Genomic DNA, 17,404 nt, shown 5'->3' on the forward strand with positions numbered 1-17,404 from the left:
TCGCACTTAGCGCAATAGGTTTAAAGTAGCGACTTGTGATTACACACCCTGGCGATAATCGTCGGCGAGGTTTTAGCCCCGCACAGCTGGTCTCGGTCAGCTTCCTGCTATTGATCTTTGCCGGCACCCTGCTGCTTCTTCTGCCCATCGCACGCAGCGGACCGGAAAGCCCGGAATTCACGACCGCTCTATTTACCGCAACGTCAGCCACGTGCCTTACGGGGCTCACGGTTGTGGATACCGCCACCTACTGGTCCCATTTCGGACAAGTGGTAATCATGTCGCTGATTCAGGTGGGTGGCCTCGGCATCATGACACTGGCCACAGTAGTGAGTTATGTGCTCGCTGGACGGATGGGCGTCAAAGGGCGGCTACGCGCTGCGGCGGAACAACGCGGAAGGGATCTTGGCGAAATTCGCACCGTCATCCTCGGCACCGTCGGCTTCTCCCTGGCAATTGAGCTGGTCATCGCAATCATCCTCACCCTTCGTTTCGCCACTCAGTACGGCTATGACTTTCTGCCTGCAGTGTGGGAGGGCGTTTTCCATGCGATCTCCGCGTTCAACAACGCTGGCTTCGGTCTGCGATCCAATAACCTCGTGCCCTATGTCAATGACGCGGGCATTATTCTGCCCATTGCTGCAGGCATTATCATCGGTGGCTTGGGCTTCCCGGTGCTCCTCGAAATCAGGGCACGTTGGCGCTCTAACGTGAAGCGCCCACGCTCTCTGACCTTGATCTTTACCCTGATTGGCACGGCTATTCTGCTGGTAATTGGAACAGTTGGATTTGCAGTGATGGAGTGGACGAATAGCCTCCGTGAGCTGTCACCCTGGTCGGCTGTGCAGGCAGCGTTTTTCCACTCCGTGTCTTCCCGCACTGCCGGTTTCAACTCGGTCGATCTTTCGAGCTTGCGTCCTTCCTCGTTGATGCTGACCGATTTCCTCATGTTCATCGGCGGTGGTTCCGGCGGTACCGCAGGTGGCGTGAAGGTGACGACCGCCGCGTTGCTGGTTGCAGTGCTAATCGCGGAGGTGCGCGGCGACGAACAGTTGCTGGTAGCCGGCAGGCGTATTCCAGGACGCATTGTCCGCCAAGCCATGGCTGTGTTCATGATGGCCTTCCTGATCGTCGCGGGATCCATCATGGGGCTGCAATTGCTGCTGCCTCAGTACCACTCGCACCAAATCACGTTTGAAGTCATTTCGGCGTTCGCTACCGTGGGGCTGACTACCGGTATTACCCCCGACCTGCCTGATTTCGCCCGTATATGGCTCGTTGTTCTGATGTACGTTGGCCGTATCGGCCCCATCACTGTGGTCGCGGCGCTGGCTGCTCGTACTAATCAACGCCTCTATTCCTTCCCAGTAGAAAGGCCGTTCATTGGCTAAGTTCCTTTCCCGCCCAAGTAATCCTCCAGTTATCATCATCGGCCTCGGTCGTTTTGGTATGGCTTTGGGGGAAGAGCTAGTCCAATCTGGTGTGGAAGTCCTGGGGATCGACGTTGACGAAGCGGTCGTGGCGAAAGCTGCTCCGCTGCTGACTCACGCTGTGATCGCAGAAACAACTGACCAGGACGCGCTGCGACAGCTCGGTGTGCAAGACGCAGAACGAGTTGTGATCGGTATCGGCTCGGAGATGGGGGCGTCACTACTTACAGCATCAGCCGTGATGGATCTGGGCGTACCGAACGTCTGGGCTAAGGCCGACAATCAGGCGCACGCAAAGATCCTGACACAGATCGGTGTGCACCACGTCGTGCGCCCGGAGCGGGACACCGGACGGCGCGTGGCTCACCTCATTGCAGGGCATATCCAGGAATACATCGAATTCGACAGTGACTTTGCCATGGCGAAGCTCGCGCCACCGTTGTGTATGCACGGGCGCAAGATCGAGGAAACCCCAGAGGGAATTGCGATCGTCGCAGTACGTTGCGCAGACGAAAACTTTTCCACCCCGCCGGCAGGCTATGTGATCCGCTCTGGCGATATTTTGATCGCCGCGGGGCGGGTAAAGGATTTGGACAAGTTCGCGGATAGTTAGCCTGCGGAGCCGAGGCAGGGCCGGGGCGGGCGCTGGGCGGGCGCGGATTCCGAAAATTATGCAGTGCGCATAAACTCGGGGGCGTGCCTGCTAAGAAAAAGATTTCCAACGTCCTTGCCAATCGCTACGCCTCTCCGGAGATGACCGCCATCTGGTCGCCAGAGGACAAGATCATCATGGAGCGTAAGCTCTGGATCTTAGTCATGAAGGCCCAAGCATCCCTCGGAGTGGATGTTCCAGCCGAAGCTATCGCGGCCTACGAAAAGGTGATCGACCAGGTCAACCTGGATTCCATCGCCGATCGTGAGAAGGTTACCCGCCACGATGTGAAGGCGCGTATTGAAGAGTTCAATGCGCTGGCCGGCCAGGAGCACATTCACAAGGGCATGACCTCCCGCGACCTGACGGAGAACGTGGAGCAGCTACAGATCTTTAGCTCCCTACAGCTCGCCCGCGACAAGGCTGTTGCCGTGCTGGCGCGCATTGGCCGACGGGCAGCCGAGAACCAGTCTCTGGTGATGGCAGGCCGTTCTCACAACGTTGCCGCCCAGGCAACTACCTTGGGCAAGCGCTTTGCTTCCGCCGCGGATGAGCTACTGGTGGGGCTGGAGCGCATCGAGGATCTGCTGGACCGCTACCCGCTGCGTGGCATCAAGGGCCCAATGGGTACCAGCCAGGACATGCTGGATCTGGTCGGCGGGGACGAATCCAAGTTGGCGGCGCTGGAGAGCACCATCGCCGAAAACCTGGGCTTCTCTCGGGTCTTTGACTCCGTCGGACAGGTTTATCCACGCAGCCTGGATATGGACGCGCTAAGCGCCCTGGTGCAGGTTGGCGCCGCGCTGTCCTCCCTGTCAATGACGATCCGCCTTATGGCGGGGAACGAGACCGTCACGGAAGGCTTCAAGGAAGGCCAGGTTGGCTCTTCCGCGATGCCGCACAAGATGAACGCCCGCTCCTGCGAGCGCGTAGGCGGAATGCAGATTCTGCTGCGCGGCTACCTGACCATGGCAGCGGATCTGGCCGGTGCACAGTGGAATGAAGGCGACGTGTTCTGCTCTGTGGTTCGCCGTGTTGCTCTTCCCGACGCCTTCTTCACCTTCGACGGCATGTGTGAGACCTTCCTGACCGTCCTGGACGAGTTCGGGGTTTTCCCGGCGATGATCGACCGCGAACTGGAGCGCTACTTGCCGTTCCTGGCTACTACACGCATCCTGATGGCCGCGGTGCGCGCCGGAGTAGGCCGCGAGACGGCCCACGAGCTAATTAAGGAGCACGCCGTGGCTGTAGCGCTGAATATGCGCGAAAACGGTGGTGACCAAGACCTGGTGCAGCGTCTTGCCAGCGACGACCGCTTCCCACTGGATGAGCCGCAGCTTGAGGACGCGTTGGCTGACCGCCACGCCTTCATCGGCGCGGCAGAGTCGCAGGTTTCCCGAGTCTTGGCACGCATTGGGGATGTCACTGGGCGCCACCCGGAGGCTGCGGCATATGCGCCGGGGGAGATTCTCTAGCGAATCCTAAGCATTCACTAGCAGCGGAAACGCTGATCGCCCGCAAGGTTCTGGGCATAAATAGTCAAAAGCCTAGTACAGGGCTACACTGTCTACTCATGCGTCCAGAACTGTGCGAGTACGAGCATCATTCCGCAGGTAAAGTGCGAGAGATCTACGAGGTCGATGAGGATAACCTGTTGATGGTTGTCAGCGACCGGATCAGTGCTTATGACTACGTCCTTGAAACGGAAATCCCCGACAAGGGACGAGTGCTCACTGCCGTGAGCGCCTTCTTCTTCGATGAGCTCGATTTCCCCAACCACCTGGCCGGTGCTTTGGATGACGAGCGGATCCCCGAGTACGTTCTTGGCCGGGCCATGCTGTGTAAGAAGCTGGATATGATCCCCTTCGAGTGCGTGGCGCGTGGCTACCTGACTGGTTCCGGCCTGAAGGAATATCAGGAAACCGGCAGTGTGTGTGGTGTGGAACTACCCGAGGGGTTGGTTGAGGCATCGCGCCTGCCGGAGCCGATCTTTACCCCGGCGACGAAAGCAGAGCTGGGCGAGCATGACGAGAACGTGAGCTTCGACGTCGTTGTTGAGGAGTTGGGCGAGGAGCGCGCCAACGAACTGCGCGACGCCACGCTGGCCATCTACAAGAAGGCCGCAGCTATCGCCGAGGAGCACGGCCTGATCCTGGCGGACACCAAGTTCGAGTTCGGCCTGGATGCCGACGGCACACTTGTGTTGGCCGACGAGGTTCTCACCCCGGATTCCTCCCGCTACTGGCCCGCCGAAGGCTACGAAGAGGGCAAGGTACAGCCCAGCTTCGACAAGCAGTACGTGCGCAATTGGCTGACCGGTCCGAAGTCGGGCTGGGATAAGTCGGAGGGCACACCCCCGCCGCCGCTGCCGGGTTCTGTTGTGGAGGCGACCCGTTCCCGCTACATCGAGGCCTACGAGAAGCTTTCGGGCAAGCGCTTCTCCGACTGGATCGGCCAGTGCGTCTAAAGGTCTTCTAGCGGGCTCAAAAGGGGCTTAAAGCCCTGACTACTTAGTCTGAGTAGCATGGCGCGTATGCCTATTAACGACGCGCCTCAAACAAACAGCAATTCAATTACCGCCCCGCCAACTGCAAAGAAGGTGCCGCATTCCCGCACCTTCCATGGCCGCGAGTTCGTGGATAACTACGAATGGCTGCGCGAGAAAGACAACCCCGAGGTGCGCCAGCACTTGGAGGCGGAAAACGCCTGGACCGTCCAGCAGACAGCCCACCTCAAGCCCCTACAGGAGCGACTCTTCGATGAGGTTAAGGCCCGTGTGCAGGAGACGGACATGTCTTTGCCGGTCCGTTCCGAGGGCTGGTGGTACTTCTCCCGCACCGAAGAGGGCAAGAGCTATGGCACCATGTGCCGGGTTCCCATCGCGGACAAGGACGACTGGACCCCACCGACCATCGAACCCGGCACTCCCGCGCCGGGCGAGGAAACCTTCCTGGACTGCAATGCTCTAGCCGAGGGCAAGGAGTTCTTCAGCCTGGGCGCAGCTAGCGTCACCAAAGACGGCACGCGCCTGGCTTACTCGGTAGACGAGACTGGTTCCGAACGCTTTACCCTGCGCATCCGCGACCTCACGACGGGGGAGGACCTAGAAGACGAGATCGAGGACGTCTTCTACGGTGCCACCTGGGTCGGTAGGGATACCGTGTACTACCAGCGTGTCGATGAAGCGTGGCGACCACACGAGATCTGGCGCCATACAGTCGGTGAGGGCGTCGATAAAGACGAGCTGGTGTACCGCGAAGACGACGAACGATTTTGGACCGGCGTGGCAACCACGCGCTCTGAGCGTTACCTGCTGGTCCATACGGGGTCGAAGGTGACCAGTGACGTGTGGTACCTCGATCTGGAAGATCCGAATGCCGAGCTGACCTGCATTATCCCGCGCGAGTCTGATGTGGAGTATGCGGTGGACCATGCAGTCGTGGGTGGTGAGGATCTGTGGCTGGTGCTGCACAACAAGACAGGTGCGAACAGCGAACTCGGGTACCACCCAACTGGCCAGATCGCCTCCTGGGACGATGTGCAAGCACTTGTGCCGCACCGTGACGATGCGCGACTGGAGGGCGTAGATGTCTTCAGCGACCACATCGTCCTCGAAGCTCGGGAAAATGCGCTGGAGACCAGCTACATCATGAAACTTGGTGACGCCGACACCTCGACCGGCGAATCTTCCACCCCGGCCTTTGGCGAGTTCGAACGGATCGAATTCCCCGGGGAACTCTGTGGGGTCGGCACTGTCGGAAATAGTGAATGGGACAGCCCGGTTTTGCGTGTGGCCTACACTGCCTTCACCACGCCACCCCGGGTCTACGACATTGACTTGGCAACGGGGGAGAGGATCCTGCGCAAGGAGCAGCAGGTGTTGGCTGACCCCGATGGCCGGGAGTTCGACCCCACGCAGTACACCTCCCAGCGGCTGTGGGCGACCGCAGAGGACGGTGCGCGCATTCCCGTCTCCCTGATTCACCGCACGGACGTGGATGTGAACCAGCCGAACCCGGTGCTGCTGTACGGTTACGGCTCCTACGAAAACTGCATTGACCCTGGGTTCTCTCTGTTCCGTCTGTCCATGCTGGACCGTGGCGTGGTATACGCCATTGCGCACGTCCGTGGCGGCGGCGAAATGGGGCGTTTGTGGTACGACCACGGCAAGGGGCTGGAAAAGCGAAACACGTTTACGGACTTTGTGGCCGTCGCAGACCACTTGCTACGCGAGGGAATGACCACCCGTGAGCAGATGGTGGCCGAGGGCGGCTCCGCCGGCGGCATGCTAATGGGTGCAGTGGCGAACATGGCGGGGGATCGCTTTGCGGGCATTGAGGCTGTTGTTCCCTTCGTTGATCCGTTGACGAGCATGCTCATGCCAGAACTGCCGCTGACCGTGACGGAATGGGATGAATGGGGAGACCCGTTCCACGACCCGGAAGTCTATGACTACATGGCCGGCTACGCGCCCTACGAAAATGTTTCCGCCGATCTGACCTACCCACCGATTTTGGCTGTGACCAGCCTCAATGACACCCGTGTGTTGTACGTGGAGCCAGCGAAATGGGTCGCCAAGTTGCGTGAAGTGGGAGCCGACAAGTCGGGTGACGGTGACGATAATCCCCGGGATCGGGTGTTACTGCACATCGACATGGAAGCGGGCCATGGTGGCGTTTCCGGCCGCTATGCCAAGTGGCGCCAAGCGGCCTTCGAGACCGCCTGGGAGCTGGACAAAATGGGAGCCACCGAGCTGCTCGGCTAGCTTTCAACAACTCGACAACCAAATGTAGGGTTGGCGTTACCTGCCGTTCATTTGGGTGGGGAAATCTATGCAGCTATGAACCCCGTACAGTCCAACCTCAGCACCCAGCGCGCCCCTCGTGTGCTGCTGACGATCACGGGATTGCGCCGGGCCACTGTCACCGCGGCCGAGCGGATGCGAGATGCCGCCCGCGCTCTGGAAATCCATGCGGGACTTGTGCTTACGGTGCAGGGGCCGGATTGGAGGCTAAAGGACGACCGGGCGACGTTGGAATTGATTCACGATTCCGCTGCCCGTGGGCACGAATTGCTGCTCGGCGGTTTAGGGCCGCTCGGTGGGACAAGCGATAAGGGGGAGTTCCACCGGCTCGGTCAGCACGAGGCGACCCTGCGGCTCTCCGCAGCTACCCGCCAGCTGGACGCGCTCGGGCTAGCCCCGAAGGTGTTTGCGCCGACCCGTTGGCTGGCGTCGGAGGACGCACTGCAGGCCGCCGCTAAGGTCGGGTTCGACGTGGCGGCGGATGCGTACACCATCCGGGATCTTTCCCATGACGATCGTTACCCGGTGCGCGTACTCGCGTTTGGCGACGGGTTCGGATCGGTGAAGTGGTGGCGTCGAAACGTCCTTAACAGCGTGCGTCGCGGCGTGACACGAGGGCGGGATATCCGCCTTTCCATCAGCGCAGCGAAAGCCGACAAAGACGACGTAGCGGACGATATGCTGCGCATTCTCGAGCTGCTGCGGGAAAGCGGCTACCAGTCGGCGAACTACCGCGATTATGCAGATCGCCAGCAGGCATCTGTGGCTTAAAAGCTGTCGCGCGGCAGTGTTACGATGGGGCGGTAACCTACCGGGAAAATACCGCAAAGCTGGGAGAATGTAGAAGCCATGGCTCGTGTTGTCGTCAACGTTATGCCCAAGAAGGAAATCCTCGATCCGCAAGGGCAGGCCGTAGTCCGCGCTCTCGGACGTATCGGCATCAGCGGAGTAGCTGATGTACGTCAGGGAAAGCGTTTTGAGCTGGAGGTCGACGAGGGAGTGTCCCGTGAAGATCTGGAAAAGATCGCCTCCGACCTGCTGGCAAACACCGTGATTGAGGACTACGACGTTGTCGTCGAAGGCGCAGATGCGGAGGCCAAGTAAATTGACCAGCCGCATTGGAGTAATCACCTTCCCCGGCACTCTCGACGATGTCGATGCCGTGCGTGCAGTGCGCCTGGCAGGAGCAGAACCGGTGGAGCTGTGGCACGCGGACGAGGATCTGAAGAATGTTGACGCTGTGGTTGTCCCCGGCGGATTTTCCTACGGTGACTACCTGCGCGCCGGTGCCATCGCCTCTATCGCCCCGGCAATGAAGTCCGTCGTGGCTGCCGCTGAACATGGCACCCCGGTTTTGGGAATCTGCAACGGCTTCCAGATCTTGCAGGAGGCCGGCTTGCTGCCAGGTGCTTTGACCCGCAACGAGGGGCTGCACTTTGTGTGTCGCGACGTGTGCCTAGACGTGGAAAACACTTCCACTGCCTGGACCAACCAGTTCGCCGAGGGAACCAAGATTCTAGTGCCTTCCAAGCACGGCGAGGGACGCTTCCAGGCCAGCGACGAGACGCTGGAACGCCTGGAAGCAGAAGGCCGCGTGGTGTTCCGCTATGTCGAGAACCACAATGGATCCCGCAATTCGATCGCGGGTGTGTGCAGTGAAAATGGCCGTGTAGTTGGCCTGATGCCGCACCCGGAGCACGCCGTTGAAACGCTGACGGGCCCCTCCCTGGACGGCCTGGGGCTGTTCAAGTCGGTTCTGTCCACGCTCGTTTCCTAAATTTCTTGATACAAGGAGCACCCGATCCCCATGATTCACAACGACACGGTCGCCGACGCTAAGGCCAACCCGGACCTGGAGCAGCCGTATCACGAGCTGGGCCTGAAGGACGACGAGTACGCACGCATCAAGGAAATCCTGGGTCGCCGCCCGACCGATGCGGAGCTAGCCATGTACTCCGTAATGTGGTCCGAGCACTGCTCGTACAAATCCTCCAAGACGCACTTGCGGTGCTTCGGTGAGACCACGACAGACGAAATGAAGTCCAAGATGCTTGCCGGCATCGGTGAAAACGCCGGCGTGATCGACATCGGCGATGGCCATGCCGTCACCTTCAAGGTCGAGTCCCACAACCACCCCTCTTACGTGGAGCCCTACCAGGGTGCAGCCACGGGCGTAGGCGGTATTGTCCGCGACATCATGGCAATGGGCGCACGCCCAGTGGCCGTGATGGATCAGCTGCGCTTCGGCCCAGCCGACCTACCAGATACCCAGCGCGTACTGCCTGGCGTAGTTGCGGGTGTGGGCGGTTATGGCAACTCTTTGGGGTTGCCGAACATTGGCGGCGAGACTGTTTTTGACGCCTCCTACGCCGGTAACCCCCTGGTCAATGCTTTGTGTGTGGGCACTTTGAAGACTGAGGACCTGAAGCTGGCCTTTGCCTCTGGCAAGGGCAACCGAGTGATCCTTTTCGGCTCCCGCACGGGCTTGGACGGAATCGGCGGCGTGTCCGTCCTGGCATCGGACACCTTTGAGGAAGGCGCAGAGCGCAAGCTGCCTGCCGTGCAGGTAGGCGACCCCTTCGCAGAGAAGGTACTGATCGAGTGCTGCCTGGATCTATACCGCGCCGGCGTGGTCGTCGGCATTCAAGACCTCGGTGGCGCTGGCCTTTCTTGTGCCACCTCCGAGCTCGCATCCGCAGGCGATGGCGGTATGCACATTAACCTGGACAACGTCCACCTGCGCGCCGAGGGAATGACGGCAGCGGAGATTCTGTCTTCCGAATCGCAGGAGCGCATGTGCGCCGTCGTGGCTCCGGAGCACGTCGACGCTTTCATGGAGATCTGCCGCAAGTGGGATGTCCTGGCGTCCGATATCGGTTGCGTCACCGACGGCGAGAACCTTGTGATTGAGCACTGCGGCGAGATCGTGGTGGATGCCTCGGCACACACCATGGCCGAGGAAGGCCCGGTGTACGAGCGCCCCTACGAGCGCCCGGCTGAGCAGGATCAGCTGAACGAGGCTCGTGGCGTCGAACTGCCGGAGACCGCCCAGGAAGTCCGCGGCCAGATTCTTGACCTCGCGGCCTCCCCGGCACTGTGCTCCCGCGAGTACATTACCGAGCAGTACGACCGCTACGTGCGAGGCAACACCGTTTCCGCCAAGGACGCCGACGCGGGCGTACTGCGTATCGACGAGGAGACCGGTCGTGGCATTGCGGTGTCTACTGACGCCTCTGGCCGTTACACCCGCCTGGATCCGCGAACTGGTGCCCAGTTGGCGCTGGCTGAGGCTTATCGCAATGTCTCGGTTACAGGTGCCACTCCGGTCGCTGTCTCCAACTGCCTGAACTTCGGCTCTCCGGAGGATCCTGCCGTCATGTGGCAGTTCCGCGAGGCCGTACATGGCCTGGCCGATGGTTGTAAGGAAATGAGCATTCCGGTTACCGGTGGCAACGTTTCCTTCTACAACCAAACCGGCGATACCGCCATCCTGCCGACCCCGGTCATCGCTGTGCTGGGCACCATTGATGACTGCGCCCGCCGTATTCCGCAGCAGCTGCCTAAGCAGTCCGCTGACGAGAAGCAAGAACAGTACCACCTGGTGCTGGTTGGCGCGGAGACCCGGGAGGAACTCGGAGGCTCTATCTGGCAGCAGGTCGTCCACGATGAGCTGGCAGGCCTGCCTCCACAGGTTGACCTGTCCGTGGAACAGCGCCTGGGTGCATTCATCACCGACCAACGCGACAGGATCGTCACTGCCCATGACCTCTCTGAAGGCGGCCTATCCCAGGCCGTAGTTGAACTGGCAATCCAGTCTGGTCGGGGAGTGGCCGTGAACCCGCTGCTGAGCCAGCATGAGTCCGCTACTGCAGAAGGCCGCACGCTGGCACAGCAGGCTGCGGTGGGGCTGTTCTCTGAGACGGCCTCCCGCGTTTTGCTGGCAGTCCGCAGCGAGGACTACGGCGACCTGATGCGCGACCTGGCCGAGACCGGACTGACCGGCGGCTGGATTGGTCTGACTGGCGTAAGTGACGCTGCGGATCAGCCGATCATCCGCTTCGGATCTGGTATTTACCCGGCATTGCCGTTCGGCGGGGAGGTCGAGCTCGACCCGGCCAAGCAGCATGACGATGACTTCGACGTTGTGGTCTCTCTTGACGAGGCGACCACAGCCTGGAAGTCCACGCTGCCCGCACTGTTTAGCCACGCCGCTGGCAATAACTCGGTGATCTAAAAGGGTTTCCGTAAACCTCAAAGGGCGCTCGACCAATTGGTCGCGCGCCCTTCAGCTTTGTTGGGCTCCTAGGGGATAGTGCTACTCCACGAAGCGGAAGTCGCGGTCGCTGGGGCTCACCAGCGGACGAGGCAGGAAATCCTTGCGCAGATTACGCAGCGTAGCGGCGTGCTCTTCCAGGCGCTTGTCTTCGTTGGTCACTGGCGTGTACTGGCGTGCCTGCAGGGGGTTACCGTCCAGATCCACGGCAATGTAGGTCATCGACGCGTGGATGGCCACTGGCAGGTTTCCCTTGCCTTCACGCGGATCGCCGGCGCGTAGGTGCACCATCACCGTCATCGAACGTTCGTCGGTACGCACAAGGCGTGCGTCCACCTCCACCAGGTCGCCGATGTGTACCGGGCGGTAAAAACGAATTCCGCCGGCGTACACCGCCGTGGTGCGCTCGCCGGTCCACTGCATCGTGCAGGCCGTGGCGGCTTCATCGATCCATTCCATGGCCGTGCCACCGTGCACATTGCCACCCCAGTTAACGTCCGTCGGCTTGGCGAGGAAGCGGTTCACCATCTCCGGTGCGGTCGACTTGTCGGTGTAGGTCTGTCGCAGCATCTCTTCTTCGATTGCCTTGCGCAACTGGATGCGCGACAGTGCCGCCTCTTCCACACGCTTTTCCTCGTCGGTCGTCGGAACGTACGAGGGGATCTGCTTGGACTTTCCGTTTTCGTCCAAAGCCACGAAGATCACGAGGCAGTCGCAGGCGCGGGTGAATACGCCTTCGCGTGGGTCAGCAGACAGCACTTCGTTGACGATATGCATGGAGCTGCGACCGGTATATGCGATGCGACTGCGAACCTCCACCATGTGACCCGAAGGGATCGGACGGGTGAAGTGAATGTGGCCAACGTATGCGGTCACGCAATAAGACTGTGCCCAGCCGACCGCACAGGCATAGGCAGCCTTATCGATCCACTCCAATACGCGGCCGCCGTGCACGCCCATGGCGCCAGCCATCAGCACGTCTGTCGGGGCAGCTAGGAAGCGCAACGTGACCTTCGGGCTGCGCTCATGTGCAGACTCTTGTTGAGCCTTAGCCGCGGTGTCAGGTGCGTTCTGCTCGTTCTGAGTGGTGCTTTCGGTGGTTTCTGCCACGTGGCTGCCTTCCTCTTTTTGGGCTTGCTTCAATTCTGTTATTTTTGCAGCTATTTTGCGATTCTTCTGCGCTTTCGCGTTCAACTTCCCAATACTATCGTGACGCACAACTCGGTGTTCTACCGAGCACTACAATTTCTTTGTATGAGGCATTTACACGGTCCGGAACTGTCCGCTGAGGCTCGTCGTGCCGTCGAAAAAGTGGCGGTGTGGGTTCGACAGCCAGAGGATCAGCCCCGTCCACCGCGTGCTGACGTTGCGGCGGCCGTTCGTCTCTCCCTGGCTGTACTCGAGGAGATCGCCCCCGGCCATTCCGTCGAAGTCCGGGTGCCGCCCTTCGCTGCCGTTCAATGCATCGCCGGGCTAGAGCATCGCCGCGGTACCCCGCCCAATGTTGTGCAGTGCTCGCCGTTAACGTGGTTGCGCCTGGTTGTGGGGCAGGAAGATCTTATTGGTTCTGACGCCGATACCTCCGGAACTCGCGCTTCCGCCATCGCGGAGCATCTTCCGCTGTTTCGATTTTGATGTGTGGCTGGGAGATCCTTCCCCATCCCTTTGGGTTAGCGCGAATCGGCTAGTAAAGTCGGGATAGTGGCAAACATTGAAGGCCAAGTGAACCAAACAGAGGCAGAACAGTTGCTGAGCCCATTCGATGACCGAGGCGAAACCGAGCCCCGGGAAGAATGTGGCGTATTCGGTGTATGGGCGCCGGGGGAGGACGTCTCTAAGCTGACGTACTACGGCCTCTATGCGTTGCAGCACCGTGGTCAGGAAGCTGCCGGTATCGCCGTCGGCGATGGCGACCAAATTGTCGTATTTAAGGACCTGGGTCTGGTGAGCCAGGTCTTCGACGAGCAATCCCTGGAGGCCCTCAAGGGGCACATCGGTATGGGGCATAATCGCTATACCACCGCGGGTGGCAATAGCTGGGAGAATGCACAACCGATGTTCCGCATGGCGCCTGACGGCACCGACGTGGCACTGGGACACAACGGCAACCTGGTGAATCACCGTGAGCTCACCCAGGAGGCAGCGCGCTTAGGGCTGGTGGATCCGAAGGAAAACCCTTCCGACTCCCTGGTGATGTGCGCGCTACTGGCCGCCGAGACGCGGGAGGGCCACGGTGTTGAAGAAGCTGCCATGGAGCTATTCCCCAGGGTCAAGGGGGCTTTCTGCGTGCTGTTCACCGACGGCGATGCACTATACGCAGTCCGCGATCCACAGGGTGTGCGTCCGCTTTCCCTCGGCCAGCTGGCGGGTGGCGGTTGGGTGGTCGCCTCCGAGACCGCAGCGTTGGACATTGTGGGCGCCCGCTTTATCCGCGATGTAGAGCCAGGGGAGCTGGTGATCATCGACGGTGATGGTGTACGTTCCCGTCGCTTCGCGGAGACCCAGCACAAGGGATGCGTGTTTGAGTACGTTTACTTGGCTCGCCCCGATTCGGTCATCCGCGGCCGTTCCGTCAACGGTACGCGCCTGGAAATCGGCCGGAAGCTCGCTGAGGAGGCGCCAGCAGACGGCGATTTGGTAATCCCCGTTCCCGAATCCGGTACTCCAGCGGCGGTTGGTTACGCCCAGGGTTCGCACATTCCATTCGGCCAAGGGCTGATGAAGAATGCTTATGTGGGGCGCACCTTCATCCAACCCTCACAGACAATTCGTCAGCTGGGCATTCGTCTTAAGCTCAATCCATTGCGCGAGGTTATTGAAGGCAAGCGCCTGGTAGTGGTGGATGACTCTATCGTTCGCGGCAACACTCAGCGCGCGCTGATCAAGATGTTGCGTGAAGCAGGAGCGAAGGAAGTTCACGTTCGTATTGCTTCGCCGCCGGTGAAGTGGCCGTGTTTCTATGGCATCGACTTTGCCTCGCCCACCGAGCTGATCGCGAATAACGTGAACCCCGAGGACCCGGTGGAAGGGATCCGTAAGGAAATCGATGCGGATTCCCTAGCATTCGTTTCGACCGAGGCGATGATCGAGGCGTCACGACAAAGCAGGGATGAGCTCTGCGCAGCGTGCTTTGACGGTGTGTTCCCGCTGGGAATGCCAAGTGATAACCCGAATACAGCACTGGTAGAGACAATGCAGAAGCAGCAAGCCCAGAAGCAGCAAGCCCAGAAGCAGCCAGCCCAGTAGTAAAGAGCTAGAAAGCCAGAAAGCTAAGGACAAGCCATGAGTGAGCACCCTGAGAACACCCCGAAGCAGGCAGAGGGCGCATCGTACGCCGCTGCCGGTGTCGACATTGAAGCCGGCGATCGCGCGGTAGAGCTTTTCGCCCCGCTAGCTAAGAAGGCCACCCGTCCCGAGGTACGCGGTGGACTCGGCGGGTTCGCCGGTCTGTTTGCCTTGGGCAAGTACGAAAAGCCACTTCTAGCCGCCTCCTCTGATGGTGTGGGTACAAAGCTGGCAGTCGCGCAGGCGATGAACAAGCACGACACGATCGGTCGCGACCTGGTGGCAATGTGCGTGGATGACCTGGTTGTCTGTGGCGCCGAGCCGCTGTTCCTCCAGGATTACATCGCCATTGGCAAGGTAGTACCCGAGCACGTTGCCAGTATCGTAGCGGGCATTGCGGCAGGCTGTGAGGATGCAGGCTGTGCACTGTTGGGTGGCGAAACCGCTGAACATCCCGGCGTGATGGAGCCGGATGAGTACGACGTTTCTGCCACTTCCGTCGGTGTGGTCGAAGAAGCGAATGTGCTGGGGCCGGATCGCGTGCGTCCGGGCGACGTGGTGATCGCCATGGCCTCCTCTGGACTGCACTCCAATGGCTACTCCCTGGCGCGCCACGTCCTGCTGGATACCAAGCGGCTGCCATTGGACGGACACGTCGAATCCCTCGGTCGCACACTGGGAGAAGAACTGCTCGAGCCCACCCGCATCTACGCCCTCGACTGCCTGAAGCTGGCAAGCGAGTGCGATGTGCATACCTTCGCGCACATCACCGGTGGTGGTTTGGCAGCTAATCTAGCCCGCGTTATCCCGGATGGTTTGGTCGCCGCGCTGGAGCGCTCCTCTTGGACGCCTGGCCCAATCTTCCGTCTGATCCAGGAGGAAGGGCAGGTCTCCCAAGAAGAGATGGAGAAGACCTTCAACATGGGCGTGGGCATGGTTGCCGTCGTCGCCGAAGATGATGCCGAGCGTGCCATGGCTATGCTGACCGCCCGCCACATCGACGCCTGGCGCTTGGGCGAAGTACGCCCGGCACAGGATGGCCAATCCGGTGCGGTTCTGGATGGCGAGTACCGCAATCCGGTCAACGACTAAGACCGGCGGCTATCTAGTCGGGAATAGAAAACTCCCGCCCCTTGCGCTTTGAGGAGCGCTGTGGATAGGGGCGGGAGTTTTGCTGTGGAAGGTTAGCTATTTCCGGGAGTTGCCGGAGTAGTCGTCCTCATAATCGTCGCCGTAGTCGTCGTATTCCGCAGCGTACTCGCTGTAGTCATCTTCGTACTCGTCGTAGCTATCGTTGTGTCGGGAGCTGGAGCCCCGGTTTTGCGACTGCCCGGAGAGTTCCCTCTGCAGGCTCTCCAGATCCATTTCCGGAGCGTTGTACTTCAACTGACGAGCAACCTTGGCTTGCTTTGCCTTGGCACGGCCGCGACCCATGGCCTGACCCCCTTGCGGTGTCCTCGAGTGGCGCGGGAGTTCGGCCACCCTTTTCGTTTACATGTTAAGTTTCTTCCTGCCCTACACCATAGCGGTTAGCGATCATTTTTTCCCAAAAGCCCCTCCGCTTCGTTCGGTAAGCGCGGGGGATGCGCAACGAAATAAACCCCGCGACCTGCATGATCGTCGCGGAGTTAAGGGGGCAACGAAGTGTCAGGTTTTTCTAATTCTTCCCGCGCAGGCGGTTGATCGCCGCGCGCCCGGGTCGGATCGAGTTGTCGCCAGTTGCCTTCTCTAGGTCGGCTGAGTCGATCGCGGCATCGATCCCGTCCACCAGGATCGGTGGTACATCGCTGTTGTGTGACGCCACCTTCTCCACCACATTCCGCTTCATCAAAGCAAGGGCAACAGGTCCGTAATCACAGTCATTCACACTAGATCCCACTCGGCCGATCGCCCGTCCGCCAGCGGTGACATCGGCCCCCACTACCGGTAGTCGGTTGGCGGATCCGTCGAGCTGCAGCAGCACCAAGACTCGGGGTGATTTGCCCAGGTTATGAACGCGGGAAACTGTCTCCTGTCCCCGATAGCAGCCCTTGTTGAGGTGGACAGCGGATTCAGTGGGGCCGGCGGTTGCATTATCTAGCTGTGTAGCACCGCTGATGCCTTTGCCGATGAAGGCGGGAATTTCATGGGGAATGGTGCGTTCGTCAGTATCTACACCCAAGATCGGCAGGCGTGCCTGAACGCGGAACGCATCAAAAGCCATGCGTCCGGTGGGGTGGAATGCGCCAGCTGTGAGCTGATCCCATGTATCGACGAATTGCTCTCGGGAAACCCAGAGGTCCAAGGCCTGAATTTCACCGATAGTTTCGGTGCGCCACAGTTGTACCTTCATATCTTCTGGAATGTCGATGTTCAACTGAGTACGCAGGACAGCGGACGACGTGGCGTCGTGAGCAAAGAGCAAGGAATCAGCGGCTAGGTGCGTGCCAAGTACCGTGAGTCGTGCCCACGGAAGTCGCTCTACGGTGACCTGCGACCAAAAGACCATCTTGCGGAGGTAGTCCTCTAGGGCATCGGCGTGGGTGGCTGGGGTATCGAGGATCAGGGCATCGTCGGTGGCGAGGATGCCGAAAAAGTGCTCGACGTGTCCTTTGACATCGAGGATCAGGCCGAAGGTGGCTTGGCCTGGTTCGATGGCATTGACCTTCTGGGAGATTAGATTGTTCAGCCAATCGCGGCGCTCTGCTCCTGAGATGCGGATGGCCACTCGATCCCAGAAGTCCACGAGGCCAGGCTTTCCATTTCCGACCTGTGACTGCTCGGTCAGGGGATTGCCGTAGTGCCACGCAGTGGCGCCATCCGGGGCTGGAGCTTCGGCTCGAGCTTCCTGCGCCTCCGATCCGAGGGTGTCCTCCCTGCCTGATAATGCGCTGGCAGTGGGGACATGGTCGAGGATCGGGCTGTGAGTCAGATCAAACACGCCACCTATCGTAGGACGGGGTGGGGCGAGCTGGCCAGTA

The 17,404-nt window shown here is 60.3% G+C and carries 15 protein-coding genes; 12 read left to right on the plus strand and 3 right to left on the minus strand.

All coding sequences use genetic code 11. The features are described 5' to 3' along the window. Window positions 1–35: 35 nt before the first annotated feature. The 9 genes from AC06DS_RS04690 to purL all read left to right on the plus strand — a co-directional run bounded on the left by AC06DS_RS04690 (window position 36) and on the right by purL (window position 11,120). A complete protein-coding gene (locus AC06DS_RS04690) occupies window positions 36–1,391 on the plus strand; it encodes a TrkH family potassium uptake protein (protein ID WP_477101134.1) in 1,356 nt (451 codons plus the stop codon). Then, window positions 1,384–2,043 (plus strand): potassium channel family protein, encoded by a 660-nt coding sequence (locus AC06DS_RS04695; protein WP_034973876.1) that lies wholly within the window; start codon window positions 1,384–1,386, stop codon window positions 2,041–2,043. The genes AC06DS_RS04690 and AC06DS_RS04695 overlap by 8 nt, the downstream gene beginning before the upstream one ends. An 83-nt stretch (window positions 2,044–2,126) precedes the next feature. Beyond that, the gene (gene purB, locus AC06DS_RS04700) at window positions 2,127–3,557 is read left to right on the plus strand and encodes an adenylosuccinate lyase (protein WP_477101135.1); all 1,431 of its coding nucleotides are present in this window, start codon (window positions 2,127–2,129) and stop codon (window positions 3,555–3,557) included. 98 nt (window positions 3,558–3,655) lie between these two features. Next, entirely contained in the window at window positions 3,656–4,549 is an 894-nt protein-coding gene (locus tag AC06DS_RS04705; protein WP_448307106.1) for a phosphoribosylaminoimidazolesuccinocarboxamide synthase, read from the plus strand. A 57-nt stretch (window positions 4,550–4,606) separates the two neighbouring features. Next, complete coding sequence (locus tag AC06DS_RS04710) at window positions 4,607–6,847, plus strand: S9 family peptidase (protein ID WP_477101136.1); 2,241 nt, start codon at window positions 4,607–4,609, stop codon at window positions 6,845–6,847. 75 nt (window positions 6,848–6,922) lie between these two features. Further along, on the plus strand, window positions 6,923–7,657 hold the full coding sequence (locus AC06DS_RS04715; protein WP_293791117.1) for a DUF2334 domain-containing protein: 735 nt from the start codon (window positions 6,923–6,925) through the stop codon (window positions 7,655–7,657). 78 nt (window positions 7,658–7,735) lie between these two features. After that, window positions 7,736–7,990 (plus strand): phosphoribosylformylglycinamidine synthase subunit PurS, encoded by a 255-nt coding sequence (gene purS, locus AC06DS_RS04720; protein WP_293791118.1) that lies wholly within the window; start codon window positions 7,736–7,738, stop codon window positions 7,988–7,990. A 1-nt stretch (window position 7,991) separates the two neighbouring features. Beyond that, complete coding sequence (gene purQ / locus AC06DS_RS04725; RefSeq protein ID WP_477101137.1) at window positions 7,992–8,663, plus strand: phosphoribosylformylglycinamidine synthase subunit PurQ; 672 nt, start codon at window positions 7,992–7,994, stop codon at window positions 8,661–8,663. Window positions 8,664–8,693: 30 nt separating this feature from the next. Next, the gene (gene purL / locus AC06DS_RS04730; protein WP_477101138.1) at window positions 8,694–11,120 is read left to right on the plus strand and encodes a phosphoribosylformylglycinamidine synthase subunit PurL; all 2,427 of its coding nucleotides are present in this window, start codon (window positions 8,694–8,696) and stop codon (window positions 11,118–11,120) included. An 81-nt stretch (window positions 11,121–11,201) separates the two neighbouring features. Here the strand turns inward: purL and AC06DS_RS04735 are convergent, their stop codons facing one another. Further along, on the minus strand, window positions 11,202–12,269 hold the full coding sequence (locus AC06DS_RS04735; RefSeq protein ID WP_448307115.1) for an acyl-CoA thioesterase: 1,068 nt from the start codon (window positions 12,267–12,269) through the stop codon (window positions 11,202–11,204). A 144-nt stretch (window positions 12,270–12,413) separates the two neighbouring features. Here AC06DS_RS04735 and AC06DS_RS04740 point away from each other — a divergent pair, with 144 nt between their 5' ends. The 3 genes from AC06DS_RS04740 to purM all read left to right on the plus strand — a co-directional run bounded on the left by AC06DS_RS04740 (window position 12,414) and on the right by purM (window position 15,536). Further along, window positions 12,414–12,794 (plus strand): sterol carrier family protein, encoded by a 381-nt coding sequence (locus tag AC06DS_RS04740; protein WP_448307117.1) that lies wholly within the window; start codon window positions 12,414–12,416, stop codon window positions 12,792–12,794. A 111-nt stretch (window positions 12,795–12,905) separates the two neighbouring features. Continuing rightward, complete coding sequence (gene purF, locus AC06DS_RS04745; RefSeq protein WP_477101179.1) at window positions 12,906–14,405, plus strand: amidophosphoribosyltransferase; 1,500 nt, start codon at window positions 12,906–12,908, stop codon at window positions 14,403–14,405. A gap of 36 nt (window positions 14,406–14,441) precedes the next feature. After that, entirely contained in the window at window positions 14,442–15,536 is a 1,095-nt protein-coding gene (gene purM, locus AC06DS_RS04750; protein ID WP_477101139.1) for a phosphoribosylformylglycinamidine cyclo-ligase, read from the plus strand. A 96-nt stretch (window positions 15,537–15,632) separates the two neighbouring features. Here purM and AC06DS_RS04755 read toward each other — a convergent pair whose 3' ends face one another. After that, a complete protein-coding gene (locus tag AC06DS_RS04755; RefSeq protein ID WP_293791124.1) occupies window positions 15,633–15,878 on the minus strand; it encodes a DUF3073 domain-containing protein in 246 nt (81 codons plus the stop codon). A 223-nt stretch (window positions 15,879–16,101) separates the two neighbouring features. Beyond that, entirely contained in the window at window positions 16,102–17,373 is a 1,272-nt protein-coding gene (ygfZ, locus tag AC06DS_RS04760) for a CAF17-like 4Fe-4S cluster assembly/insertion protein YgfZ (protein WP_477101180.1), read from the minus strand. Window positions 17,374–17,404 lie beyond the last annotated feature (31 nt).

The organism is Corynebacterium sp. TUM25015, assembly GCF_056393505.1.

Excerpts from the sequence above, each read along its gene's own strand:
- AC06DS_RS04705 (WP_448307106.1), top strand. The coding sequence starts at position 3,656 with ATGCGTCCAGAACTGTGCGAGTACGAGCATCATTCCGCAGGTAAAGTG.
- AC06DS_RS04710 (WP_477101136.1), top strand. The coding sequence starts at position 4,607 with ATGGCGCGTATGCCTATTAACGACGCGCCTCAAACAAACAGCAATTCA.
- AC06DS_RS04715 (WP_293791117.1), top strand. The coding sequence starts at position 6,923 with ATGAACCCCGTACAGTCCAACCTCAGCACCCAGCGCGCCCCTCGTGTG.
- purS (WP_293791118.1), top strand. The coding sequence starts at position 7,736 with ATGGCTCGTGTTGTCGTCAACGTTATGCCCAAGAAGGAAATCCTCGAT.
- purL (WP_477101138.1), top strand. The coding sequence starts at position 8,694 with ATGATTCACAACGACACGGTCGCCGACGCTAAGGCCAACCCGGACCTG.
- AC06DS_RS04740 (WP_448307117.1), top strand. The coding sequence starts at position 12,414 with ATGAGGCATTTACACGGTCCGGAACTGTCCGCTGAGGCTCGTCGTGCC.
- purM (WP_477101139.1), top strand. The coding sequence starts at position 14,442 with ATGAGTGAGCACCCTGAGAACACCCCGAAGCAGGCAGAGGGCGCATCG.
- AC06DS_RS04755 (WP_293791124.1), bottom strand. The coding sequence starts at position 15,878 with ATGGGTCGCGGCCGTGCCAAGGCAAAGCAAGCCAAGGTTGCTCGTCAG.